The organism is Bradyrhizobium sp. T-12, from assembly GCF_058314695.1.
On record NZ_CM177756.1, the window covers coordinates 3,558,945 to 3,581,293 of the forward strand.

General features: G+C 64.6%; 23 protein-coding genes. 11 read left to right on the forward strand and 12 right to left on the reverse strand.

What is annotated here, in order from left to right; genetic code table 11:
* Positions 1-37: 37 nt before the first annotated feature.
* Complete coding sequence (locus tag AC0WRY_RS16700; RefSeq protein WP_194408017.1) at positions 38-730, reverse strand: outer membrane protein; 693 nt, start codon at positions 728-730, stop codon at positions 38-40.
* A gap of 580 nt (positions 731-1,310) precedes the next feature.
* On the opposite strand from AC0WRY_RS16700, the gene AC0WRY_RS16705 reads away from it, so the two are divergent.
* Both AC0WRY_RS16705 and gyrA read left to right on the forward strand, forming a co-directional pair.
* On the forward strand, positions 1,311-1,808 hold the full coding sequence (locus AC0WRY_RS16705; RefSeq protein ID WP_063194610.1) for a single-stranded DNA-binding protein: 498 nt from the start codon (positions 1,311-1,313) through the stop codon (positions 1,806-1,808).
* Between the two features lie 354 nt (positions 1,809-2,162).
* Positions 2,163-4,910 (forward strand): DNA gyrase subunit A, encoded by a 2,748-nt coding sequence (gyrA, locus tag AC0WRY_RS16710; protein WP_491123431.1) that lies wholly within the window; start codon positions 2,163-2,165, stop codon positions 4,908-4,910.
* 76 nt (positions 4,911-4,986) lie between these two features.
* Here gyrA and AC0WRY_RS16715 read toward each other — a convergent pair whose 3' ends face one another.
* From AC0WRY_RS16715 to AC0WRY_RS16725, 3 genes are all read right to left on the reverse strand, one after another.
* Entirely contained in the window at positions 4,987-5,931 is a 945-nt protein-coding gene (locus tag AC0WRY_RS16715) for a phosphotransferase family protein (RefSeq protein WP_491123432.1), read from the reverse strand.
* A gap of 52 nt (positions 5,932-5,983) precedes the next feature.
* Positions 5,984-7,837: a potassium transporter Kup gene (locus tag AC0WRY_RS16720; RefSeq protein WP_491123475.1), complete on the reverse strand. Its 1,854-nt coding sequence runs from the start codon at positions 7,835-7,837 to the stop codon at positions 5,984-5,986.
* A gap of 179 nt (positions 7,838-8,016) precedes the next feature.
* On the reverse strand, positions 8,017-8,274 hold the full coding sequence (locus AC0WRY_RS16725) for a hypothetical protein (RefSeq protein ID WP_491123433.1): 258 nt from the start codon (positions 8,272-8,274) through the stop codon (positions 8,017-8,019).
* A 271-nt stretch (positions 8,275-8,545) separates the two neighbouring features.
* Between AC0WRY_RS16725 and coaD the strand changes: the two genes are divergently transcribed.
* The 5 genes from coaD to queA all read left to right on the forward strand — a co-directional run bounded on the left by coaD (position 8,546) and on the right by queA (position 11,741).
* A complete protein-coding gene (gene coaD / locus AC0WRY_RS16730; protein ID WP_194408021.1) occupies positions 8,546-9,043 on the forward strand; it encodes a pantetheine-phosphate adenylyltransferase in 498 nt (165 codons plus the stop codon).
* A 35-nt stretch (positions 9,044-9,078) separates the two neighbouring features.
* Positions 9,079-9,642 (forward strand): peptidylprolyl isomerase, encoded by a 564-nt coding sequence (locus AC0WRY_RS16735; RefSeq protein WP_194408022.1) that lies wholly within the window; start codon positions 9,079-9,081, stop codon positions 9,640-9,642.
* 9 nt (positions 9,643-9,651) lie between these two features.
* Positions 9,652-10,077: a UCP034077 family protein gene (locus AC0WRY_RS16740; protein ID WP_491123434.1), complete on the forward strand. Its 426-nt coding sequence runs from the start codon at positions 9,652-9,654 to the stop codon at positions 10,075-10,077.
* Positions 10,074-10,538, forward strand: coding sequence for a peptidylprolyl isomerase (locus AC0WRY_RS16745; protein WP_211416943.1), 465 nt, complete (start codon positions 10,074-10,076; stop codon positions 10,536-10,538). Before AC0WRY_RS16740 ends, AC0WRY_RS16745 begins: the two co-directional genes overlap by 4 nt.
* 129 nt (positions 10,539-10,667) lie before the next feature.
* Positions 10,668-11,741 carry a tRNA preQ1(34) S-adenosylmethionine ribosyltransferase-isomerase QueA gene (gene queA, locus AC0WRY_RS16750; RefSeq protein ID WP_491123435.1) on the forward strand — a complete coding sequence of 358 codons (1,074 nt, stop codon included), beginning with the start codon at positions 10,668-10,670 and terminating at the stop codon, positions 11,739-11,741.
* A 163-nt stretch (positions 11,742-11,904) separates the two neighbouring features.
* Here the strand turns inward: queA and AC0WRY_RS16755 are convergent, their stop codons facing one another.
* From AC0WRY_RS16755 to AC0WRY_RS16770, 4 genes are all read right to left on the reverse strand, one after another.
* Positions 11,905-12,942 carry an aspartate-semialdehyde dehydrogenase gene (locus tag AC0WRY_RS16755; protein WP_491123436.1) on the reverse strand — a complete coding sequence of 346 codons (1,038 nt, stop codon included), beginning with the start codon at positions 12,940-12,942 and terminating at the stop codon, positions 11,905-11,907.
* 250 nt (positions 12,943-13,192) lie between these two features.
* The gene (locus AC0WRY_RS16760) at positions 13,193-13,792 is read right to left on the reverse strand and encodes a PepSY domain-containing protein (protein ID WP_194408029.1); all 600 of its coding nucleotides are present in this window, start codon (positions 13,790-13,792) and stop codon (positions 13,193-13,195) included.
* Positions 13,793-14,044: 252 nt separating this feature from the next.
* Positions 14,045-14,788: a TetR/AcrR family transcriptional regulator gene (locus AC0WRY_RS16765; RefSeq protein WP_491123437.1), complete on the reverse strand. Its 744-nt coding sequence runs from the start codon at positions 14,786-14,788 to the stop codon at positions 14,045-14,047.
* A 127-nt stretch (positions 14,789-14,915) separates the two neighbouring features.
* Positions 14,916-16,100 carry a patatin-like phospholipase family protein gene (locus tag AC0WRY_RS16770; RefSeq protein WP_491123438.1) on the reverse strand — a complete coding sequence of 395 codons (1,185 nt, stop codon included), beginning with the start codon at positions 16,098-16,100 and terminating at the stop codon, positions 14,916-14,918.
* Between the two features lie 216 nt (positions 16,101-16,316).
* Between AC0WRY_RS16770 and tgt the strand changes: the two genes are divergently transcribed.
* Positions 16,317-17,462, forward strand: a complete 1,146-nt coding sequence (gene tgt, locus AC0WRY_RS16775; protein WP_491123439.1) for a tRNA guanosine(34) transglycosylase Tgt — start codon at positions 16,317-16,319, stop codon at positions 17,460-17,462.
* A 64-nt stretch (positions 17,463-17,526) separates the two neighbouring features.
* On the opposite strand, the gene AC0WRY_RS16780 is transcribed toward tgt, so the two are convergent.
* A complete protein-coding gene (locus AC0WRY_RS16780) occupies positions 17,527-17,745 on the reverse strand; it encodes a hypothetical protein (protein ID WP_194408032.1) in 219 nt (72 codons plus the stop codon).
* A gap of 97 nt (positions 17,746-17,842) precedes the next feature.
* On the reverse strand, positions 17,843-17,968 hold the full coding sequence (locus AC0WRY_RS16785) for a hypothetical protein (RefSeq protein WP_256438964.1): 126 nt from the start codon (positions 17,966-17,968) through the stop codon (positions 17,843-17,845).
* On the opposite strand from AC0WRY_RS16785, the gene cysK reads away from it, so the two are divergent.
* Positions 17,967-18,944, forward strand: a complete 978-nt coding sequence (gene cysK / locus AC0WRY_RS16790) for a cysteine synthase A (RefSeq protein WP_194408033.1) — start codon at positions 17,967-17,969, stop codon at positions 18,942-18,944. The two genes, AC0WRY_RS16785 and cysK, sit on opposite strands and share 2 nt — an antisense overlap.
* Positions 18,945-18,947: 3 nt before the next feature.
* On the forward strand, positions 18,948-19,190 hold the full coding sequence (locus tag AC0WRY_RS16795; RefSeq protein WP_100174824.1) for a BrnA antitoxin family protein: 243 nt from the start codon (positions 18,948-18,950) through the stop codon (positions 19,188-19,190).
* Between the two features lie 83 nt (positions 19,191-19,273).
* Here AC0WRY_RS16795 and AC0WRY_RS16800 read toward each other — a convergent pair whose 3' ends face one another.
* Both AC0WRY_RS16800 and AC0WRY_RS16805 read right to left on the reverse strand, forming a co-directional pair.
* On the reverse strand, positions 19,274-20,704 hold the full coding sequence (locus AC0WRY_RS16800) for a caspase family protein (protein ID WP_194408034.1): 1,431 nt from the start codon (positions 20,702-20,704) through the stop codon (positions 19,274-19,276).
* A 201-nt stretch (positions 20,705-20,905) separates the two neighbouring features.
* Entirely contained in the window at positions 20,906-21,781 is an 876-nt protein-coding gene (locus tag AC0WRY_RS16805) for a DMT family transporter (RefSeq protein WP_491123440.1), read from the reverse strand.
* Between the two features lie 150 nt (positions 21,782-21,931).
* Here AC0WRY_RS16805 and AC0WRY_RS16810 point away from each other — a divergent pair, with 150 nt between their 5' ends.
* The gene (locus AC0WRY_RS16810; protein ID WP_491123441.1) at positions 21,932-22,330 is read left to right on the forward strand and encodes a RidA family protein; all 399 of its coding nucleotides are present in this window, start codon (positions 21,932-21,934) and stop codon (positions 22,328-22,330) included.
* Positions 22,331-22,349: the final 19 nt, after the last annotated feature.

Consider the following 22,349-nt stretch of genomic DNA (forward strand, 5'->3'; position numbering starts at 1 on the left):
CGGCCTTTCGTAACGCGGGTAGCGTTTAAGTCGAAGCTCAGTACTTGGCGACGACCGGGGCGCCGAAGTGATAGTTCACGCCGACCTGCACGGTGTGGAAGTTGAGCGTGCCGGTGGGCAGGGCGCCCGAGAAGTAGGTCTCGCCGCCGAGGCTGCGATAGAGGTACTCGCCCTTGACGGTCCAGTTCGGAGCGAAGAACGCTTCGACGCCCGCACCGACGGTCCAGCCGGAGTGGAACTTGCTGTCGGAGATGGTCACGCCGAGAGCGCTGGCGCTCAGCTTGTTGTCGATCCAGGCATAGCCACCCGTGCCGTAGAACAGCACGTTGTTGACGGCCCAGCCGATACGGCCGCGAACGGTGCCCATCGCATCCGTCTTCGAGCTCAGGGTCGCCGTGGCAACACCGAAGCCGGGGACGAGGACCGGACCGGAGACCGACGCGCTGACGTCAGCCCACGCAGCATCGGCCTCGAGGCCGAACACGACGTTGCCGGTCTGCCAGTTGTAGCCGGCGGTGCCGCCGACGAAGCCGCCCTTCATCTTCGGGTCGCCCGAAGCGTTTTCCCAAGCGCCGCCACCGACGACACCGAGATAGAAGCCGGTCCAGTTGTAGACCGAAGCCATCGGAGCGACCGGAGCCTTGGTGTAGGGGCGCGCCGCGAGATCAGCAGCCGAAGCGGGGGCCGCCAGAGCGAACAAACAGGCCGAAGCCAACAAAACCTTTTTCATTTTCAACTAATCCCAGTCCCAGTTTCTGTTGTTGCCTTCCGCGGACGGAAGGGCAGCGGACTCAACGGCCCAACTGATGCCGTGCTTACACCACTGAAGCCGCAAGTTGTGTATCCGAAAAGCCACAGTGGTCGGAAAGGTGATGGTTACTGACTTATTTAACCCCTGATTCGCGCCCCGCCTGCAGAGGAGGGCGCGATCTGGATCGTTAAATCATTCAAGTATATCAGATAGATATCCGTGCTTGACGAGTGGCGGGCCGCCCGGGGTCATTCAGGCTGATCATGCCGATGTCGCAATTCCGGCGATGCGCTTAGAACGTGTGAGGCTCCAGGCAGAGCGGCCGGGAGGTTCCCGAGCCGGTGAAAGTCAGAGTGCGCGTGGCGCTCTGTTCGACGCCCGGCCAGAAAGAACAAATCTGGAACATAGCGAAGGTCGGTGCTATATGTGGGGATAACCCAGGGGGTGGTGGGCTGAGCGGCGCCTGCAAGCGTATAGGGTCGCCTCAACAGGGCGCAGAGGAACGCGGGCAGCGCGCTCGGCCTTTTGAAATCAGTGGCATTCGGAGTGGAGAGCGGCGATGGCGGGAAGCGTCAACAAGGTCATTCTGGTTGGAAATCTCGGCAAGGATCCTGAGATCCGCCGCACCCAGGACGGGCGGCCGATTGCGAATTTGAGCATCGCCACCTCGGAGACCTGGCGCGACAAGAATACTGGCGAACGCAAGGAGAAGACCGAGTGGCATCGCGTCGTGATCTTCTCGGAGCCGCTTTGCAAGATCGTCGAACAGTATCTGAAGAAGGGCGCCAAGGTTTACATCGAGGGCGCGCTTCAGACCCGCAAGTACACCGACCAGAGCGGTGTCGAGAAGTATTCGACCGAGGTCGTGCTCCAGGGCTTCAACTCGACGCTCACGATGCTCGACGGCCGCAGCGGCGGCGGTGGAGGCGGCAGCTTCGGCGATGAGCCGGGTGGTGATTTCGGCTCGTCAGGACCCGTCAGCAGCGCGCCACGCCGTCCCGTGGCCGCCGGCGGCGGTGGCCGCAACAGTGACATGGACGACGATATCCCGTTCTGAGGACGGTCTGACGATAAGGGGGCGCCGGCAGGTTGGGCCGCGCCTGCCACGTCGTGTCAGCAAACCTTACTAATCGACAGAGCGGGCTCGGGATTTCCGGGCCCGCTCATGTTTGGGTTGAACTCTGACCGCGCCGGGCAAGCAGGCCGAAGAGGTGCGCGCCACCGCGCGATCATTGAGGTGGCCGAGGCGATTTCGAAGAGCCTGTTCCATGCCCATCCGAGACCCTCGTTGCAAGGCCGTAAGCTATTGGAAAAATAAGCGGAAAAAGCGCTTCCCTCGAGCCCGCAAGGGTGGTTATCAGGGCCCCGATGCGCTATATGATTCCCAGATAAAACCTCACCGGATTTCCCCTTGGCTGACGACGACGACAAGCCCGGCGACCAGCCGGCGCAACCCTCGGATATTCGCCCCGTCTCCATCTTCGAGGAGATGAAGAAGTCCTATCTCGACTACGCCATGAGCGTGATCGTGGCGCGGGCGCTGCCTGATGCCCGCGACGGCCTGAAGCCGGTGCACCGCCGCATCCTGTTCTCGATGAACGAGCAGGGGCACACGCCCGACAAGAAGTACGTGAAGTCCGCCCGCGTGGTCGGTGACGTCATCGGTAAATATCATCCGCATGGCGACCAGTCGATCTACGACGCCATGGTCCGGATGGCGCAGGACTTCTCCATGCGCGTGCCGCTGATCGACGGCCAGGGCAATTTCGGCTCGGTCGATGGCGATCCCGCGGCCGCCTATCGTTACACCGAAGCGCGCCTGACCAAGGCGGCGCTGGCCCTGCTGGCCGACATCGACAAGGACACCGTCGACTTCCAGCCGAACTACGACAACAACGAGACCGAACCGTCGGTCTTGCCGGCCAAGTTCCCGAACCTCCTCGTCAACGGCGCCGGCGGCATCGCGGTCGGCATGGCGACCAACATCCCGCCGCACAATCTCGGCGAGGTCATCGACGCCTGCATCGCGCTGATCGACAACCCCGCGCTGACCATCGACGAACTGATCAACATCGTGCCGGGACCGGATTTTCCGACCGGCGGCGTCATCCTTGGGCGGCAAGGCATCCGCTCGGCCTATCACCTCGGCCGCGGCTCGATCGTGATGCGTGGCAAGGTCGCGATCGAGACCATCCGCAAGGAGCGCGAGGCGATCATCGTCACCGAGATTCCCTACCAGGTGAACAAGGCGACGATGGTCGAGCGCATCGCCGAACTGGTCAAGGAAAAGAAGATCGAGGGCATCGGCGACCTGCGCGACGAATCCGACCGCGAAGGCTACCGCGTGGTCATCGAGTTGAAGCGCGACGCCGTGCCGGACGTGGTGCTGAACCAGCTGTACAGGTTCACGCCGCTGCAGACCAGCTTCGGCGTCAACATGGTGGCGCTCGACAGCGGCCGTCCGCGGATCATGCATCTGAAGGACCTGCTGGCCATCTTCGTCGACTTCCGCGAGCGGGTCGTCACGCGGCGCACCAAGTACCTGCTGGCCAAGGCGCGTGATCGCGCCCATATCCTCGTTGGTCTCGCGATCGCGGTCGCCAATATCGACGAGATGATCCGCGTGATCCGGACCTCGCCCGACCCGACCACCGCCCGCGACACCCTGATGTCGCGTGACTGGCCGGCCCGGGACGTCGAGGACATGCTGACGCTGATCGACGATCCGCGCCATCGCATCAGCGCGGATGGCACGATCCGGCTGTCGATGGAACAGGCGAGGGCCATTCTCGACCTGCGCCTTCAGCGCCTGACCGCCCTCGGCCGTGACGAAATCCGCGACGAGCTCGACAAGCTCGCGGGCGAGATCGCCGATTATCTCGACATCCTGCGCTCGCGCGCCCGCGTGCTCGAGATCATCAAGACCGAGCTCGCCGAGGTGAAGGCCGAGTTCGCAACGCCCCGCCGCACCGTCATCATCGAGCAGGAAGGCGAGGTCGAGGACGAGGACCTGATCCAGCGCGAGGACATGGTCGTCACCGTGTCCCACGCCGGCTACGTCAAGCGCGTGCCGCTGTCGGCCTATCGGGCGCAGCGCCGTGGCGGCAAGGGCCGCGCCGGCATGCAGACCCGCGACGAGGATTTCGTCAGCCGTCTGTTCGTGGCCTCCACGCACACGCCGGTGCTGTTCTTCTCCTCGCGCGGCCAGGTCTACAAGGAGAAGGTCTGGCGCCTGCCGATGGCCGCGCCGAACGCGCGCGGCAAGGCGCTGATCAACATCCTGCCGCTCGAGCAGGGCGAGCGCATCACCACCATCATGCCGCTGCCGGAGGACGAGTCCACCTGGGGCAACCTCGACGTGATGTTCGCGACCACGGGGGGCAACGTCCGGCGCAACAAGCTGTCGGACTTCGTCGACGTCCGCCGCTCCGGCATCATCGCGATGAAGCTCGACGACAATGAAGCGATCGTCGACGTGCAGATCTGCACCGAGCGCGACGACGTGCTGCTGACCGCCGCCGGCGGCCAGTGCATCCGCTTCCCCGTCACCGACGTGCGCGTGTTCACCGGGCGCACCTCGATGGGCGTGCGTGGCATCGCGCTCGGCGAGGGCGACAAGGTGATTTCACTGGCGATCCTGCGCCACGTCGAGACCACCTCGGACGAGCGCTCGGCGTATCTGAAGATGCGCCGCGCGGTCGCCGGCGAATCCGGGGCCGAAGAGGCACAAGTGGACGCCGAGGCCGAGGAGACATCCGGCAGCTTCCAGCTCGCGCAGGAGCGTTATGCCGAGATGTCGGCGCAGGAGCAGGTCGTGCTCACCGTGTCCGTGAACGGCTATGGCAAGCGGACCTCGTCCTACGAGTACCGCACGACGGGCCGCGGCGGCAAAGGCATCGTCGCCATGAGCGTCAACAACCGCAACGGTAATCTGGTTGCCTCGTTCCCGGTCGAGGATGCAGATCAGATCATGCTGGTCACCGACAAGGGCCAGTTGATCCGCTGCCCGGTCGAAGGCATCCGCGTCGCCGGCCGCTCGACACAAGGCGTGATCGTGTTCGACACGGCCGAGGACGAGCACGTGGTCTCAGTCGAGCACATCACGGAAGAGGCGGAGAGCGGCAACGGGGCGAATGGAGAGCAGGCGAACGGGGAGTGATAGTGCAGCCGATGGTGCGAAGCGAAATCCGGTGCTCTCACACTTTGGCGGGAGGATGTACTTCGCTCCCTCCGGGCTACGACGTGGTCTGCGAAAGCTCCGCGGTGAAGTCGGCGAGCGCCTCGTGCTTCCCGATCTGTGCCATCCAGCACCATAGCTCCAGCGTGCAATACATGCGGTAGAGACGAAGCGTCTCCTGCCAGTCAGGACGCTCGATCTTGCCGTAGCCCGCGAGCAAGCCTTCTCGCTTCGGCGCATCCTTCGACGTGAAATAGTACAGCGCCTTCGCGATATCCATCAACGGATCGCCGGAGGTCGCGTTCTCGAAATCGACGATTCCCGTCAGGCGCGGCTCGCCAAGCGGCGTCACCAGCACGTTGCCGGCATGGAAGTCGTAGTGGCACAGGCGGGGGGTGGTTGCTGCATTGAAGAGATGCTGCCGTGCTGTAACGCTGTCCCGCAGGCGCGCGGCCAACGCTGGATCGCCGCCGCGCGTGCAAAACTCCGTCAGCTTTCGGTCGAACTGCGCTGACATGTAGGCATGGTTGCTCGGATGCGCCGTCCAGACCCCGTTCGGGCCGATATAGCCAAAACTGTCGAGAATGATGTCGTTGATCCCACGGAGCGCCGCGCCCATCTTGGCATGGATCGCAAACAGCTCGGTCTCCGACAATGTTGCCTCGCGTCGGCCGAGCACGACGCCGTCCAATTTGGTCATGAGCACATAGTTCAGCTTGATCACCGATCGCGTGTCGTCGGCGAGGAGGATCTTTGGAATGGCGGCGCCGAGGCCTCGCAACAGACCCAGCACGTAAACCTCCTTGGCCATCTTCCACTGCAACGATTCCGGATAGACCTTGAGAATGCAGGCGGGTGCATTTTCAAGCGCGATCTCGAGGACGGTGCTGATCTCGCCGCCATGTAGTTCGGTGATGTCGAGGACCAACGCGTCTGGCGACATCCGACGGACGATCGCTTGCGCCTGATCGAACTGAATCGTCAGCCGGGGTTTGAGTTGCAAGGGTGGATCGTTGGACATCGACGCTCGCTTTGGACCGCGCGGCGAAGCCGCGCTAGATTTCCAGCTCCGTGCCGAATTCCACGACCTGCTTGGTCGGCACGCCGAAGAACGCGGCCGAGCGTTCGGCGTTGCGCTGGAGGAAGGCGAACACGCTTTCGCGCCAGACCCACATGCCCGGCACGTCCTCGCGCGGGATGATGGTCTCGCGGCCGACGTAATAGGTGATCTCGGAGAGATCGATGCCGGCCAGCTTGCCCTGGCGGCAGACCAGCTTCAGCCCTTCATAGATCGTCGGATTCTGCATGAAGCCGTAATGTAGGACCACGCGGGTGATGCCGGGGATGATCTCGATCACCTCGGCGCGTTCCTCGTCCGCGATGTGCGGCAATTCCTCGATCAGCACGGTGACCAGCAGCACGCGCTCGTGCAGCACGCGGTTGTGCCTGACGAACTGGGTGAGCGCGAGGGGCACACCGCGCGGCGCGGAGGCCAGGTACACGGCGGTCCCGGGCAGCCGCGCGTGGCATTTGTCGACCGCGGTCTCGATCAGGTCCTCCTCGGGCTGACGCAGCCGGGCGCGTGCCGCCTCGACCAGCCTCACGCCGGCCCGCCAGGTCAACATCAGGAAGGCGACGAGGCCGGCGAGCAGCAACGGAAACCAGCCGCCCTCGAACAGCTTGATCGAATTGGCCGAGAAGAAGATCAGATCGATGACGAAGAAGAAGCCGTTGACGGCAACGACCAGCCAGGGCGAAAAGCCCCACTGGATCGCGACCAGCGCGGCGAGCAGCGTGGTGATCGCCATCAGCAGCGAGACCGCAATGCCATAGGCGCCGGCGAGCGCGTCCGAGGAGCCGAAGCTCAGGACCGCGCCCAGCGTTGCAGCCGCAAGCAGCCAGTTCACCAGCGGCACGTAGATCTGGCCGATCGCATCGCTCGTGGTATGGCGGATCTGCATGCGCGGCAGGAAGCCGAGCTGGATCGATTGCTGCGTCAGCGAGAACACGCCGGAGATGATCGCTTGCGAGGCGATCACGGTCGCGATCGCGGAGAATGCGACGAGCAGGTAGTGCAGGGCGTCGGGGCAGAGCTGGAAGAACGGGTTCTCGATCATCGTGGGATCGGTGATCAGCAGCGCGGCCTGGCCGAAATAGTTCAGCACCAGGGCGGGCAGGCAGATCGCGAACCAGGCCAGCCGGATCGGCAGGCGACCGAAATGTCCCATGTCGGCATACATGGCCTCGCCGCCGGTCACCGCGAGAAAGGCCGCGCCGAGGATTCCGAACGAGACGTGGAAGTCCTGGTGGATCAGGAAATTGAACGCATAGAACGGGCTGAGCGCCGCCAGCACCGCCGGCGCCTTGACGATGCCGTGGATGCCGAGCGCGGCGAGCACGACGAACCAGGCCAGCATCACCGGCCCGAAGATGCGGCCGATGAAGCCGGTGCCCTGCTTCTGCATCATGAACAGGCCGATCAGGATGACGACGGTGACGGGCACCACGGCGGGCGCGAGCGAGGGGGCATCGACCTTGAGGCCCTCGATGGCGCTGAGCACCGAGATGGCCGGCGTGATCGCGCCATCGCCATAGAGCAGGGCGGCTCCGATCAGGCCGACCACCAGGAGATGGGCACGCCAGGTGCCGGGCTGGGCGTGGCGGGCATGCAGCAGCGCCAGAAGCGCGACGATGCCGCCTTCGCCGCGGTTGTCCGCACGCAGGATCAACAGCGCATATTTGAGCGAGATGATCAGCAGCAGCGCCCAGAGGATCAGCGAGGCGACGCCGAGGACAGCGTCGTGACTGAGCGTGCCGCCATGGGCGGCCGCCTTGGCGGCTTCCTTCAGCGCGTAGAGGGGGCTGGTGCCGATATCGCCATAGACGACGCCGAGGGCGCCCATGGTCATGGCGAGCGGCAGCGGGTCAGGATGGTGGCCGGAAGCGACTGCGGGCGTACTGGACAAGGGCGGCCCCCAATGGGATCGCGCCCGACGGGCCATTCCGCCGGGCGCGAGCATCACGCAGTCTGCGATGGGGCGTCGCAAAATTCCATCAGGATTATATGACGCGAAGCTGACAGACCCGACTACGGGGTCCGGTTGGCGGTCACGAGGCGGGCCTCGCGGATGGTCGCCCTGGTGCCGGCACGGCGCAGGCAGGACACCTCGAAGTTCGGCCAGGCCTGCTGGGAGCAGTCCTTTCCGACGGTGCGGATATCGAGCCGGTCGCTCTTGGCCAGCGGCTGCGGCACGCTGGCTTCGACGGTCGGGGCAAAGCCGGGCAGCAGGGTGAGGGCTGCGGCAAAACATGCAGAGAGAGCGATCGCTGAAAGAGCCTTGATCATTTGACAGTCCCCTGTGATGCGGCCGCCTACGCCCAGTGTGCGGCCCGTCATTCGTTGGCCGGATTAGTAACCATGGCCAGTTTCCGGACGTCTTCGCCGGCGCGGGAAATGGTTTCGTGCCCCCGCCGGTTTGTTTCGTGACCGCTCTCAGGACGAAACAAACCGGCCGTCGCCGACACGGCCGGCGGGATATTCTGCCGGAAACGGCCAAGGAGAGGCCGAGGAACCCGCCCGGCTTGCCGGCCCGGGCCGGGCGCGGTAGGAGGGGGCCATGCCGCGTATCGCCTTCTATCCCGGTTCCTTCGACCCCATCACCAACGGCCATCTGGACGTGGTCCGGCACAGCGTATCGCTGTGCGACAGGCTCGTCGTCGCGATCGGGGTCCACCCCGGCAAGAAGCCGCTATTCTCGACCGAGGAGCGGCTCAAGATGCTCCATGACGTCTGCGGGCCGGTGGCGGCCAAGGCCGGCTGCGTGCTCGAAGCCGTGACGTTCGACGACCTGTCGGTGACCGCGGCGCGCAAGCACGGTGCGACCATCATGATTCGGGGCCTGCGCGACGGCAGCGACCTCGATTACGAGATGCAGCTCGCCGGCATGAACGAGGCGATGGCGCCGGAAGTGCATACCGTCTTCCTGCCGGCCTCTCCCATGGTTCGCCCGATCACCGCCACTTTGGTGCGCCAGATCGCCGGCATGGGCGGGGACGTCTCGACCTTCGTCCCGCCGATCGTTGCGGCCCAGCTCAAGGTAAAATTCGCCGGATAACGGCGCGCTTCCTCTTTCTCTGATCCGGAGTTGTCATGATCCGAATTCTCGCAGTTCTTGCCGCGCTCGTGTTCGCGGTGCCCGCGGTGGCGCAGCAATTGCCGGCCAACCTCGACAAGGCCAACGCCATCGTCATCGACAGCACCAAGGGCCGCATCGTCATCAAGCTGCGCACCGACATCGCGCCCCAGCATGCCGAGCGCATCAAGCAGCTCGCGCGCGAGGGCTATTACAACAACGTGCCGTTCCATCGTGTCATGGACGGCTTCATGGCGCAGACCGGCGACGGCGAGAAATTCAACGGCACCGGTGGATCGAAATATCCGAACCTGAAGCAGGAATTCTCCAAGGTGCATTTTGCCCGCGGCATCGTCGGCATGGCCCGGCGCGGCGACAGCGTCGACAGCGCCAACTCGCAATTCTTCATCATGTTCGCCGACGGCGGCAGCCTCGACAACCAGTACACCGTGGTCGGCGAGGTCGTGCAGGGCATGGACGTCGTCGACAAGCTGAAGAAGGCGCCGCCCGGCTCCCCCGGCGGCGCCGTGACCGATCCCGACAAGATGGTGAAGGTGCAGGTCGCCTCCGACATCAAATAAGAGGTGGCGATGGCGCGCCGTGGCAAAAAGCTCATCGTAGCTGCCGCGGCGCTCCTGCTTGGCCTCTCCGGCGCGGCCGCCGAGGATGCGCGGGTCAACACCATCCAGGACGTCTTCCGGCATCTGCGCACCTGCTGGAAACCGCCGCCGCCCGCCAGGGCCCGCCCACTCGACATCACCGTCGTCGTGAGCTTTAACCGGGCCGGAAACATTCTGGGCCATCCGAGGATTACCTATGAATCCGCGGAGGCCTCCGACAACGACCGGCTGCAATACCGGATCGCGGTGATGGAGGCGTTGCAACGCTGCACACCGATGCCATTTACCGATGCAATGGCCGGCGCCGCCGCGGGACGTCCATTCGCGATCCAGTTCCGTAACCGCAAAACGTCGCCTGACAAGACTTCACCCCCAACGCAAGAGAGACGAGCATGAGCGTCACCGAAAACACCCTGATCCTCGAGACCACGCAGGGCCCCGTCACCATCGAGATGCGGCCTGATCTGGCGCCCGGCCACGTCGCGCGCATCAAGGAACTGGTCCGCGAAGGCTTCTACGACGGCATCGTGTTCCACCGCGTGATCGACGGCTTCATGGCGCAGACCGGCTGCCCGCAGGGCACCGGCACCGGCGGCTCCGGCAAGAAGCTGAAGGCCGAGTTCAACAAGGAGCCGCATGTGCGCGGCACCACCTCGATGGCGCGCGCCGCCAATCCCGATTCCGGCGACAGCCAGTTCTTCATCTGCTTCGACGACGCCCGCTTCCTCGACAACCAGTACACGGTGTGGGGCAAGGTCACCGAGGGCATGGAGAACGTCGACAAGATCAAGCGCGGCGAGCCCGTGCAGAATCCCGACAAGATCGTCAAGGCGCGGATGGCGGCGGACGCGGCCTGATAGCGGTCATTCCGGGGCGCGCCTAAGCGCGAACCATGGTGCGCAATTGCGCACCCGAGAATCTCGAGATTCCGGGTTCGATGCTGCGCATCGTCCCGGAATGACGCGAACCAAGGCGCGACAGCGCTCATGCGCACCGATCTCTTCGATTTCGACCTGCCCGCCGAGCGCATCGCATTGCGCCCGGCGAGCCCGCGCGACTCCGCGAAGATGCTGGTCGTGGAGAACGGTGTGCTGCGCGATCAGGTGATTGCCGACCTGCCGCAATGGCTGAAGCCGGGCGACCAGCTCGTCGTCAACGACACCAAGGTGATCGCGGCGCAGCTGAAGGGCCGGCGCATCGGCCGCGAGACCGAGCCCAGGATCGAGGCGACGCTGATCAAGCGGCTCGACGGCTCGCGCTGGCAGGCGCTGGTGAAGCCCGCCAAGAAGCTCGTCGCCGGCGACCGCGTCCGCTTCGGCAATGAAGGCAAGGTCTGCCTGCTCGGCCATCTCGACGCCGAGGTCGAGTCCAAGGGCCTTGAGGGCGAGGTGACGCTGTCTTTCTCGTTCCACGGCCCGGCGCTGGACCAAGCCATCGCCGATCTCGGCAGCCCGCCGCTGCCGCCCTACATCGCCTCCAAGCGCACGCCCGACGATCAGGACCTCGCCGACTACCAGACCATGTTCGCGGCGAACGAAGGCGCCGTCGCCGCGCCGACGGCGGGCCTGCATTTCACCCCGGCACTGGAGCAGGCGCTGCGCGCGCGCGACGTGGGCGTCAACAGGGTCACGCTGCATGTCGGGGCAGGGACGTTCCTACCGGTGAAGGTCGAGGACACCGAAGCCCACAAGATGCACGCCGAGTGGGGCACGATCTCGGCCGAGACGGCAGAGCGTCTCAACACGGCGCGAAAGAATGGCGGCCGTATCATCGCGGTCGGCACCACGTCATTGCGGCTGCTGGAGAGCGCCGCACGCGAGGATGGCACCATCCAGCCCTTCGCCGCCGAGACGTCGATCTTCATCACCCCCGGCTATCGCTTCCGCGCCGTCGATATCCTGATGACCAATTTCCATTTGCCGAAGTCGACGCTGTTCATGCTGGTGTCAGCCTTCTCGGGGCTCGAGACGATGAAGGCGGCGTATGCGCACGCCATCGCGAATGGGTATCGGTTTTATTCGTACGGGGATGCGTGTTTGCTGTTTCGAGCGAACGACTGACGTTACGCCGCAGGGAGGGCAAAGCGAAGCGTGCCCACGTCTTTTCTGAATGCGGAGAGCGATGGCGGGCATAGCACCATGCCCACCATCTTTTCATGATCGAGACAGTTGGTGGGCACGCTGCGCTGCGCCTACCCTACGATACCGGTTACCACGACATCGACTATGCCATCACGCGCTGCGGCAGCAGCTCGGCGATCTGCACCGCGTTCAGCGCTGCGCCCTTGAGCAGCTGATCGGCCGCGACGAACATCGAGATCGAATGGCCGCTGGGGTCGCTCAGATCCTTGCGGATGCGGCCGACCAGGACGTCGTCCTGGCCCGAGGCGTCGATCGGCATCGGGAAGTAGTTCCTGGCGCGGTCGTCGACGACCTTGACGCCGGGCGCCTGCGCCACGATGGCGCGGACCTGGTCCTCGCTGATCGGCTTCTCGCATTCGAAGGTGATGGCCTCGCAATGTGCGCGCAGCACCGGCACGCGCACGCAGGTGACGCCGATCGCGATTGTCTCGTCTTCGAAGATCTTGCGGGTCTCCTTGATGACCTTGGTCTCTTCGTCGTTATAGCCGGTGTCGGGGTCGATCGCGGTGTTGTGGTTGAAGAGATTGAAGGCGTAGGGGTGCGGCATCACCTTCGGCGTATAGACCTGCCCGTTGAGATTGGCGCGGGTGGATTCGACCAGCTCCTCCATCGCGGCGGCGCCAGCGCCGCTTGCGGCCTGATAGGTCGAGATGATCACGCGCTTGATGCGGTTCTTCTGGTGGATCGGCCACAATGGCACCAGCGCGGTGATCGCCGCGCAGTTCGGGTTGGCGATGATGCCCTTGTGATCCCTGATGCGGTTCGCGTTGATCTCGGGGATCACCAGCGGCACGTTCGGGTCCATGCGGAAAGCGGAGGAGTTGTCGACCACGACCGCGCCGGACTTGACGGCGATCGGCGCATACTTCTTCGAAATGCTGCCGCCGGCGGAGAACAGGGCGATGTCGACGCCCTCGAAGGACCGCTCGGTCAGCTCCTCGATCACGATCGGCTGGCCGCGGAACGATACCGTCTTGCCGGCCGAGCGGGCGCTGGCGAGCGCCTTGAGCTTGCCGACGCGAAAGCCGCGCTTGTCCATGGTGGCGATGAATTCGGCGCCCACCGCACCGGTGACGCCGACAATCGCGACGACGGGATCGTTACTCACTTTGTCCTCCATTGAGATTTGCGAAAAAGACAACAAAAAAGCCCCGGTCCATCGAGGGCGGGGCTTGCCGTAGAGCTGATGCGTTTAAGTCGACGACTTACGTGCGCACGCCTCCCCGGGCCCCTGAGGCCGTGGTGGTTTTGGTCGTGCGTTTGGTGGTCGTGAACATGGCGGCGACTTATGCGGGAGAGTCTTGCGGCCGTCAATGGCTTTTCGTTCCCGGCCGATGCCGGGGGCGAAGCCTGCCGCTATCTAGCAGCCGCTATTTCCTGGCGCCCGGGGGCTCCAGGATGACCTCCTTGAGGTCGTCGCCGCTGATCACGACGATCGCGAAATTGAGCCGGCCGCGTTCGCGCACGAGGCCACCGCTGATCGCCTTGCCCGAGGCCGCGCGCTCGGCAACACGCACGGCATCCGCGAGACGGTGCCTGATCGCACCGAGGGCCGCAAGGTTGCTGCGATCGTCGTTGTCGAGCTCGGCGAGGGGGAGTGCAGCTTCTCCGCCGACGAGTTCGCCCGTCGCTGCATTGATGGTGTGGCGCCAGATCCGGTCGTTGTGCAGGGTCTTCACGCGATACACCGGCACGCCGGCGGCTCCGTCAAAACTCACATCCGCCGTGGTGGCGCCGGCGTGACGGGCTTCGGCGATTGCCATGGCCTGGCTGATCGAGATCGATGAGCTGCGGAAACGCTCGATCTCGCGGCTGACGGCTTGGCGGTCGGCCTCGGCATCACCATCTGCATCGCTGTGAAGGGCAGTCGGCGTGCCCGCGGTCACGATCGCCCGGGCGGGCGCGGCGAGGAGCAGGGCGGACAGGCCGATCGCCAGCAGTCCTGAAGTCCATCGTTTGGCTGTCGTCATGCTCGAAACCCTCGACCAGCGAGTGTGCCGGATGATCGTAAAGAATTCGCGGCCGGCCTTGGGCGTCGGCCGGCCGCGGAGCGACGCACCGGGCTGTACCCGGCACGGCGATCTCAGCGGTACGGGCCACCTTTGGGGCTGGTGAAAAAAGCGTTCCGTATCGCTTATAACTAAACCATACCGTATCGTTTTATTTGGGTCAACGGCTCCTCCCGTATCCCCATGGGGATAGATCGTGCGTTCACGGAAATGTCAGCGTGAGGGGCGGCGGCGTGGCGCGGCTTTGGTGGTCTGGACGCGGTCCGCAGGTCCGAGCGCGCCGGCCAGGAACAGCTTGATCGCGACGCGCATCCGCTTCTCGGCGGCCTTCATCTCGAGGGCCGTTCCGAAGGTCGCCAAGCGGTGGGTGTGACCGACGACCACATCGAGGAATACCTCGGCCGCAATGGTGGTATCCTCGACATCGAGCGCGCCTTGCACCACCAGATTGTCGAAGAAGCGCGCGGTGGTGGCGACCGCCTTGAGCCAGCCTTCCTCCTTGCCGAGCTTGGCGACATCAGGGAAATTGATCGCCTGCGACGTCATCATGCGGCTGAAGGCGACGGCGTCCGGACCGCAGGTGAACGTCAGCATCTCGCGTCCGATCTCGATCAGCCGTTGCTCGACCGGGATGTCCGAGGCGCTGGAGAGCTGCGTCTCGGCGGCTGCCGACAACGGCGCGAGCCAGCGCGCGATCTCGCGCCTCAGCACGGCGGCGAACAGGCCGCGCTTGTCGCCGTAGCGGGAATAGACGGTGGGCTTGCTCACTCGGGCCGCTTCCGCGACCGCATCGAGCGAGGTTGCGTCGAAGCCGCGATCCAGGAACAGGCGGGTGGCGACCTCGATCAGCCGCTGGTCGCGCTCGATCGCGGCGGTCTTCGTCGGCCGGCCGCCGCGCGACTTCGGCACCTCGCGCCGCGGCGCAGCCGCTCTCGTCCTGGTCGCAGTCAATCCCATGCCCAATGATTCCTGCGCGTTTCTGACAGTCGTCATTCGCTCTATATCGCGCAGGAGTCGATGCGTCATCGCGAATCTGGCCGAATTGGCCATATCGTCAACGGTTTCGGCTGGGCGGCGTTCCGTCTCACGGCACCGTCGAGCTCCAGGCCTGACCCGAAGCGGCCTTATCATATCCGTATTGATAGAGCGCCCGCATATAGGCGGTGTCGAAGCCTTCCGACGGCGGTGGCGGATAGTCGCGCGCGATGTAGGAGAGATGAAAGCCGAGACGGTTGCGCTTGGCGAAATCATAGGTCGAGAAGATGATCGAGCGCGTCTGTGACTGGGTGATCGCCGACAGGCTGCGCGAGGCGACATCGATGGTGCCGTTGGAGACGAGCTCGAAATTGCGTTCGATCTTCTTGTTGACGAGGATGTAGATGTCCATCCTCGCGCTGCCCGGCAGTCGGTTGCCCTGGAATAGCAGGGCTTCCGGCAGCGTCAGCACCGGCGCGGTCACGCCACCGTCGACGTGCATCTCCTGAAACTTGCGGCCCTGGCCCTCGGCGTCGATCATGATGGGCGGAAACACCAGGGGAATGCTGGCGGAGGCCGCCATCACGTCGCGAAACAGCTTGACCGCTTCGGGCGTGCCGACCGCGGCGATCTTGCCCATGTCCCAGATCGCGGTGCGCTGGGTGTCGAGATCGGTCGTCACCACCAACAGCTTCCGGCCCTTGGCGTTTTCGCGCGCGACTTGCGCCACGATCTCCGGCCCGACATAGCGCGCCACGAGCTCGCGCAGCCGCGTGTTGCCGAACAGGCCGGATCCGAACAGCACGCGCATGATGCTGGGATCGCTGAGCAGGCTTTCCGCGATGCCGCTGGTGTAGACCTCTTTCAGCGTGTCGTCGTATTGCGAACCCAGAAACGCGAACGGCGCGATCAGGCCGCCGGTGCTCACGCCCGAGACGACGGAGAAAGTGGGGCGGGTTCTCGCCGCGGTCCAGCCGTTGAGCACGCCGACGCCGTAGGCGCCATCGGCGCCGCCGCCGGACAGCGCCAGATAGGACTTCGTCGCGTAGCTGGTGTCTTTCTCGAAGCTGAATTTCGTGACGGGGTCGTCGGCGTAGCGCCTGAGGCCGTCGATATCGAGCACGCGCGAGGTGCTGGCTTCTGCGGCCGTATAGGGCGTGCGGGGCAGGGAGGTGCAGGCGGCGAGCGCCAGGCCGCACGTCAGGACCAGGACTCCGATCAGGCGGCGGCCTGCCTGCCTGATCCGGTCACGGGAACGGCCGGGGACATCAGTCGAACACGAAGGAAGGGGCATTGTCGGCGGCTGGCGATCACACGTTTGACGCCGCCGGCGCATTTCGCCGCAGCATCTCGTCCAGCCCCGTAGTAAAACTACACGGTATCGTTTTGTTTAACAAGACTGGCGGGGTGAATATTCGCGGCGATTGTGTCCCAGTCTGAGGCACCGACTGGCCGCTGCGCAGGTCTATGCGGGTTGATCGGCTTCCTCCGACACGCAATAAGCACGGCCATGAATCCCGACAATGACCTTCCCAATCACTTTGAGTTGCTCGCCACCGATGGCGCCGCGCGCACCGGACGCCTGACCACGCCGCACGGCGTGGTGCGGACGCCGGCCTTCATGCCGGTCGGTACCGCGGGTGCCATGAAGGGCATGCACTGGCGCGAGGTACGCGATGCCGGCGCCGACATCGTGCTCGGCAACACCTATCATTTGATGCTGCGTCCGAGCGCCGAGCGGATCGCGGCACTCGGCGGCTTGCAGCGGTTCACCGGCTGGAACGGGCCGATGCTGACGGATTCCGGCGGCTTCCAGGTGATGTCGCTGGCGGACCTGCGCAAGATCAGCGAGCACGCCGTCACCTTCCGCTCGCATATCGACGGTGCCAAGGTCGAGCTGTCGCCGGAGCGCTCGATCGAGGTGCAGCGCCTGCTCGGGTCCGACATCGCCATGCAGATGGACGAGTGCGTGCGGCTGCCGGCCGAGCACGCCGACATCGAGCGCGCCATGCAATTGTCGCTGCGCTGGGCCGAGCGCTCGAAGCGCGCCTTCGAGAGCGCTCCCGACGGATACATGCTGTTCGGCATCGTGCAGGGCGGCGACGTGCCGCAACTGCGGCACGTGAGTGCGCAAGGCCTGACCGCGATCGGCTTCCATGGCTATGCGATCGGCGGCCTTGCCGTCGGCGAGCCGCAGGCGGTGATGCTGGCGATGATCGACGAGACCGCGCCGGTGCTGCCGAAAGAGCGCCCGCGCTATCTGATGGGCGTCGGCACGCCCGACGACATCCTCGAGGCCGTGAAGCGCGGCATCGACATGTTCGATTGCGTGATGCCGACGCGCAATGGCCGGCACGGCGTCGCCTTCACCCGCTTCGGCCAGGTGAACCTCCGCAACGCGCGCCACGCCGACGATCCGCGCCCGCTGGATGAGGAGAGCTCATGGCCGTCGGCGCGCAACTGCGCGCGCGCCTATCTGCACCATCTCGTCAAGGCGGGCGAGACGCTCGGGGCGATGCTGTTGTCCGAAATCAATATCGCTTACTACCAGTTCCTGATGCTGGGCATCAGGGACGCGATCGCACAGGGAAAATTCGAGGAGTTCTATCAGCGTACGCGCGAGGACTGGGCGAAGGGCGACATCGCCCCGCGCTAGAGCAAAGCATGATCCGGAAAAGTGTGAAGCGGTTTTCCGACGAGATCATGCTCAGGTAATGACGCTAGTTGCACACGAACCGGGTCTTGACGGCATGCTTGGTGACGAAGCCATAGCCGCAATTATCGCAGGTCCAGAGATAGCTGATCATTTGGTCCGAGACGTAGGCAGATGCTTCGGCGGCGACCATGGAATCGGCGCAGACGGGACAGGTGGGCAACTCGCTGCAACGCGGATCGCGGTTCGGCGCGACGGTCGACAACACTTCAGCAACTGCTGACATCGTGGTGACCTCCCTGCTTTGAGACATAAGTCTAACATAAGCAGAAGCTGTTGACGAGGTCGCAACACAAATGCGTTGGTTTTCTGATGTTTGCAGCTCACGCGATTTTGCGATGCAGCGTATTTAACATGTGCCGCATTGCCGCTTGCGCGTCGCCGCAAGCTGTCTGTAACTGCGCAAGAGCGCGATAGAACTGCAAATCGTCGCCATAGGAGTTCATCATGGACGCATCGTCCAACACGGGTGCAGCGCACCAACCCGGCCGTGGCCGGATCTATGACTCGATCGTCGAGGCCTTCGGCAACACGCCGATCGTGCGCTTGCGTCGGCTGCCCGGAATGCACGGCGTGAATGCGACGATTTTGGCAAAACTTGAATATTTCAATCCGGCCGCAAGCGTGAAGGACCGCATCGGCGCGGCCATGATCATCGCGATGGAGAAGGCCGGCATCGTCAAGCCCGACACCGTGCTGATCGAGCCGACTTCCGGCAATACCGGCATTGCGCTGGCCTTCGTGGCGGCGTCGCGCGGCTACCGCCTCAAGCTGGTGATGCCGGAATCGATGTCGATCGAGCGGCGCAAGATGCTGGCCTTTCTCGGGGCCGAACTGGTGTTGACGCCGGCCGCGCAAGGCATGAAGGGCGCGATCGCCGCCGCCGAGGAGCTGTTGAAGACGACGCCGAACTCGGTGATGCCGCAGCAATTCAAGAACCTCGCCAATCCCGAGGTGCACCGCCGCACCACCGCGGAGGAGATCTGGAACGACACCGCCGGCGATATCGACTTCTTCGTCGCCGGTGTCGGCACCGGCGGCACGATCACCGGCGTCGGCCAGGTGCTCAAACCGCGCAAGGCCTCACTTCGCGTCGTCGCGGTCGAGCCGGAGGAGAGCCCGGTGCTGTCAGGGGGGCAGCATACGCCGCACAAGATCCAGGGCATCGGCGCCGGGTTCGTCCCTGACATCCTCGACCGCGCGGTGATCGACGAGATCGTGAAGATCAACTCGACGACGGCGATCGAGACCGCCCGCGCGCTGGCGCGGCATGAAGGCATTCCGGGCGGCATCTCCTCTGGAGCTGCGATTGCGGCCGCGCTTGAGATTGGCAAGCGGCCGGAAGCCGCCGGCAAGACCATCCTGGCGATCGTACCGTCCTTCTCCGAGCGGTATCTTTCGACAGCCTTGTTTGAGGGGATCTAGGACATGGCGGACCAACCACCGCGGCGGCCGCGCACGCTCGGCGATGCCAGGACTGAAGCTGAGGCAGCGTTCAAGAAGGTGACGGCCAAGGTCGCCGCGGCGCCGCCCAAGCAGAACGTCGCTCCCGGCATCAAGGAGCAGGTCACGCTGCGCATCGACCAGGACGTGCTGGAGTTCTTCCAGGAAGGCGGCCCCGGCTGGCAGGACCGCATCAACGAGGCGCTGCGAAAGGCCGCGGGGAAGTAGCGCCAGCTCTCACGTGCGAGAACGGTCAACGAAAAAGCCCGGCGCGAGCCGGGCTTCTGTGGTTCTTAGATCGGCATCTCGCCTCAGCGGCGGAACATGCCGCCCATCATGCCGCCGACGACGCCGCCGACGAAGGCCGCTCCGGCGGCATCGCCGGGATTGCTGCGATGGGGCGCCGGTGCCGGCGCGCTGCTCTGGGCCGGGGCGCTGGCGGCGCGCCGGGCGGGCTTCTGGCTGGTGTCGCTCGCGGTCGCCGGGGCAGCCACGATCTCCGAGAGCAGGGCCTTGTGCTGGAGCTTGTTGAGGTAGCCCGATGCGGGATAGCCGCGCGCCGTCTGCCAGCGCTTGAGCACGGATCGCGTCTCGTCATCAAACACGCCGGTCGGCTTGGTGTCGAAGCCGAGCGCCGTCAGTCGACGCTGCACGTCGCGGCGCTTGTTCTTGTCGAGGCCGGCCTGATCCTCCGTGACCTGCGTGGCCTCATCGGTGAAGGTTGCGGGATCGACGCCGGCGTTGAGCGTGCGCGTCGCGGTCGAGGGGCCGCTCTTGATGGCGGCGAGGCGTGCCAGCGCCAGCGCCTTGAACTGACCGTTCGGATAGGCGGAGAGGTAGGCGTTGAGCTCCTCAGGTTTGTTGGACTCCTTCACCGAGCGCCAATATTCGAGCTCGACGCCGTCCGAGCCGCCAGCCGCAGCCGGCACCATGCCGGAAGCGGTCGGGGCCGCATTGGCGACCTGCGTGGTCGGGGCCTGGTTGAGATAGACCGAGCCGGTCAGGTTGGTGTGGCCCCAGGGCAGCTGACCCTTGCGGGTCTCTTCATTGACCTGGGCGCGCACCGACGTCATCGCCTGCTGGATCTCGACCCCGGGCTTGGTGATGTTGTCGATCAGCGCACGGGTGAACGGGCTGTTGTTGCCCTCCTGACCGTCGAGCGCGGTCTGCCCCGGGCCGGTGGCGAATGCGATCAGGGTGCCTTCACCGGATTTCATCTCGGCGAGACCGCTCTGCACGTTGACGCTGCGGGTCGCGGAGTTCGACTTGATCTTGGCGGCGAACGGATTGTCGCGGCAGGCGTCGAGGAAGACGAGCTTGACCTTGGCATCGCCCATGGTCTGCTCGAGCGTCAGGTCGATGTTGATGGCAGCGCCCAGCTTGACGTCCATCTCCGACTTGATGTCGGCGTCGACGGGCAGCAGGTAGTTCGTGCCGCTCACGGCGATGCCGTGGCCGGCATAATAGAACAGCGCGATGTCGGAGCCCTGCGCCTTGCGTCCGAAATCGAGCAGCTTTTCCGTCATCTGGTCGCGGCTGAGATTGGAGCCTTCGATCACCTCGAAGCCGACATTGCGCAGCGTCGATGCCATTGCCTTGGCGTCGATCGGCGGATTCGGCAATTGTGCGACGTTCTTGTAGGAGCCGTTGCCGACGACGAAGGCAACGCGGCGGTCAGCTTTCGCGGCACTGACCGACAACGCCATGCACATCAGCGAAGCGAGGAGGGTGAGATAGCGCATTCTGAAATCCCCAGAATCGAATTGCAGGCAGCAACGAATTGGCAACGAACCTACACGAAGTGCCCGACCTCGCGCCACCCAAAGGGCAGGACGTTCTGTTCAACCCGCTGCTGTGTGGCCGAATGTGCACGGTGGAGCGCCGCTCCAACGTGATCCAAATCACATGGCCACTTGATTTTGTCGCACGAGGCGGCGCGAGGTTCACTGCGCGCGGGCGGAAACCGCCGGCACCGGCTTCAAATTCAGGAGGTTGCCGCACAGGATCAACGCGGCGCCGAGCACGGTCCAGCCGTCGAGCCGCTCGGAATAGAGCAGCCAGCCGGCCGTCGCGGTCAGTGGAACCCGAAGGAAGTCCATGGGAACCACGATCGTCGCATCCGCGTACCGGAGCGCACTGGCGAGGCAATAGTGCGAGAAAGTGCCGCAGACTCCAATGACGAACAACCAACCCCACAAACGAGGCGACGGCCAGATCCACACGGCAAGCGTCGGCAGCAAGCCCACGACGGCCTGCACCACGATCATCCAGAACAGGATCGACAATGCGGTTTCGGTCCGGGTCAGCGACTTCGCCAAGATCATGGAAATGCTGAAGCCGATCGCAGCCCCGAGCGCGATCAATTGACCCGGATTGATCTCGCTGGTGGCGGGCCGAACGATCATGACGACGCCGACGATGCCGAGCGCGACGGCGGCGATCTTCCAGAGCGTCATGCGTTCAGACAGGAAGGTCGCGGCCAGCACGGCGGTCCAGATCGGCATGGTGAATTCGATCGCGACGACCTGTCCGATTCCGATCAGCGTCAGTGCGTAGAACCAGCCGAGCTGGGCAAAGTAGTGAACCCCGTTACGCGCGAGGTGCTGCGGCAGGCGCTTGGTCGCGACCGCCTTGAAGCCACCGGCGCGGTAGATGATCGGGAGGAGGAGCGTGAACCCGATCACCGAGCGCACTTCCATGATCTGGAAGACGTTCAGCTCGCGCGTGGTCTCGCGCCCGGCAACCGCCATGACCAGCATCAGCGACAGCCAGCCGGCCATCCACAGTGCAGCCATCGTTTTGGACGGTGTCGTGCTCATCGGCGCTGATTGCAGGAGAATGGAATGTGAAAGGACGGCCGGTATCGGCGACATCGCTGCCGTTTGCAACGTCCAAATCTGCGGATGCAGCGATGCAGGAGGTCGTGCTAGGCATCATCGAACAACGACAAAATCGGGAGAGCTTCGCTCATGCGCATCTTGCAGCCGGCCGAATGGAAGAAACCGCGTGGCTTTTCCCATGGCGTCGTGGTCGAGGGGCCGGGTCGCTGGGTGGTCCTGGCGGGCCAGACCGGCGGCGACGACACCGGCAATTATGCGCCCGACATGGCGGCGCAGGTTGAAGGTTCGCTGAGGCGGATCATCAAGCTTCTGGGTGAGGTAGGCGCAGGACCCGAGCACATCGTCCGCCTGACCTGGTACCTGACCAGCCGCAGCGAATATGAAGCAGCCGGTGCCGGCATTGGCGCTGCCTGGAAGGAAACGCTCGGGCGCAATTTCCCGCCGTCGACGCTGCTCTATATCGGCGGTCTCGTGGACGAGCGGGCCAAGGTCGAGATCGAGGTTACGGCGTTCGTGCCGGACGCATAAAAAAATCGATCCGGCGCAG

Excerpts from the sequence above, each read along its gene's own strand:
- AC0WRY_RS16740 (WP_491123434.1), top strand. The coding sequence starts at position 9,652 with ATGGCGCGCCGTGGCAAAAAGCTCATCGTAGCTGCCGCGGCGCTCCTG.
- AC0WRY_RS16735 (WP_194408022.1), top strand. The coding sequence starts at position 9,079 with ATGATCCGAATTCTCGCAGTTCTTGCCGCGCTCGTGTTCGCGGTGCCC.
- cysK (WP_194408033.1), top strand. The coding sequence starts at position 17,967 with ATGGACGCATCGTCCAACACGGGTGCAGCGCACCAACCCGGCCGTGGC.
- AC0WRY_RS16760 (WP_194408029.1), bottom strand. The coding sequence starts at position 13,792 with ATGACGACAGCCAAACGATGGACTTCAGGACTGCTGGCGATCGGCCTG.
- tgt (WP_491123439.1), top strand. The coding sequence starts at position 16,317 with ATGAATCCCGACAATGACCTTCCCAATCACTTTGAGTTGCTCGCCACC.
- AC0WRY_RS16725 (WP_491123433.1), bottom strand. The coding sequence starts at position 8,274 with ATGATCAAGGCTCTTTCAGCGATCGCTCTCTCTGCATGTTTTGCCGCA.
- AC0WRY_RS16700 (WP_194408017.1), bottom strand. The coding sequence starts at position 730 with ATGAAAAAGGTTTTGTTGGCTTCGGCCTGTTTGTTCGCTCTGGCGGCC.
- AC0WRY_RS16780 (WP_194408032.1), bottom strand. The coding sequence starts at position 17,745 with ATGTCAGCAGTTGCTGAAGTGTTGTCGACCGTCGCGCCGAACCGCGAT.
- AC0WRY_RS16755 (WP_491123436.1), bottom strand. The coding sequence starts at position 12,942 with ATGGAGGACAAAGTGAGTAACGATCCCGTCGTCGCGATTGTCGGCGTC.
- queA (WP_491123435.1), top strand. The coding sequence starts at position 10,668 with ATGCGCACCGATCTCTTCGATTTCGACCTGCCCGCCGAGCGCATCGCA.
- AC0WRY_RS16795 (WP_100174824.1), top strand. The coding sequence starts at position 18,948 with ATGGCGGACCAACCACCGCGGCGGCCGCGCACGCTCGGCGATGCCAGG.
- AC0WRY_RS16770 (WP_491123438.1), bottom strand. The coding sequence starts at position 16,100 with ATGCCCCTTCCTTCGTGTTCGACTGATGTCCCCGGCCGTTCCCGTGAC.
- AC0WRY_RS16720 (WP_491123475.1), bottom strand. The coding sequence starts at position 7,837 with ATGACCATGGGCGCCCTCGGCGTCGTCTATGGCGATATCGGCACCAGC.
- AC0WRY_RS16810 (WP_491123441.1), top strand. The coding sequence starts at position 21,932 with ATGCGCATCTTGCAGCCGGCCGAATGGAAGAAACCGCGTGGCTTTTCC.
- coaD (WP_194408021.1), top strand. The coding sequence starts at position 8,546 with ATGCCGCGTATCGCCTTCTATCCCGGTTCCTTCGACCCCATCACCAAC.
- AC0WRY_RS16805 (WP_491123440.1), bottom strand. The coding sequence starts at position 21,781 with ATGAGCACGACACCGTCCAAAACGATGGCTGCACTGTGGATGGCCGGC.
- AC0WRY_RS16800 (WP_194408034.1), bottom strand. The coding sequence starts at position 20,704 with ATGCGCTATCTCACCCTCCTCGCTTCGCTGATGTGCATGGCGTTGTCG.
- AC0WRY_RS16765 (WP_491123437.1), bottom strand. The coding sequence starts at position 14,788 with ATGGGATTGACTGCGACCAGGACGAGAGCGGCTGCGCCGCGGCGCGAG.
- AC0WRY_RS16705 (WP_063194610.1), top strand. The coding sequence starts at position 1,311 with ATGGCGGGAAGCGTCAACAAGGTCATTCTGGTTGGAAATCTCGGCAAG.
- AC0WRY_RS16745 (WP_211416943.1), top strand. The coding sequence starts at position 10,074 with ATGAGCGTCACCGAAAACACCCTGATCCTCGAGACCACGCAGGGCCCC.
- AC0WRY_RS16785 (WP_256438964.1), bottom strand. The coding sequence starts at position 17,968 with ATGATGAACTCCTATGGCGACGATTTGCAGTTCTATCGCGCTCTTGCG.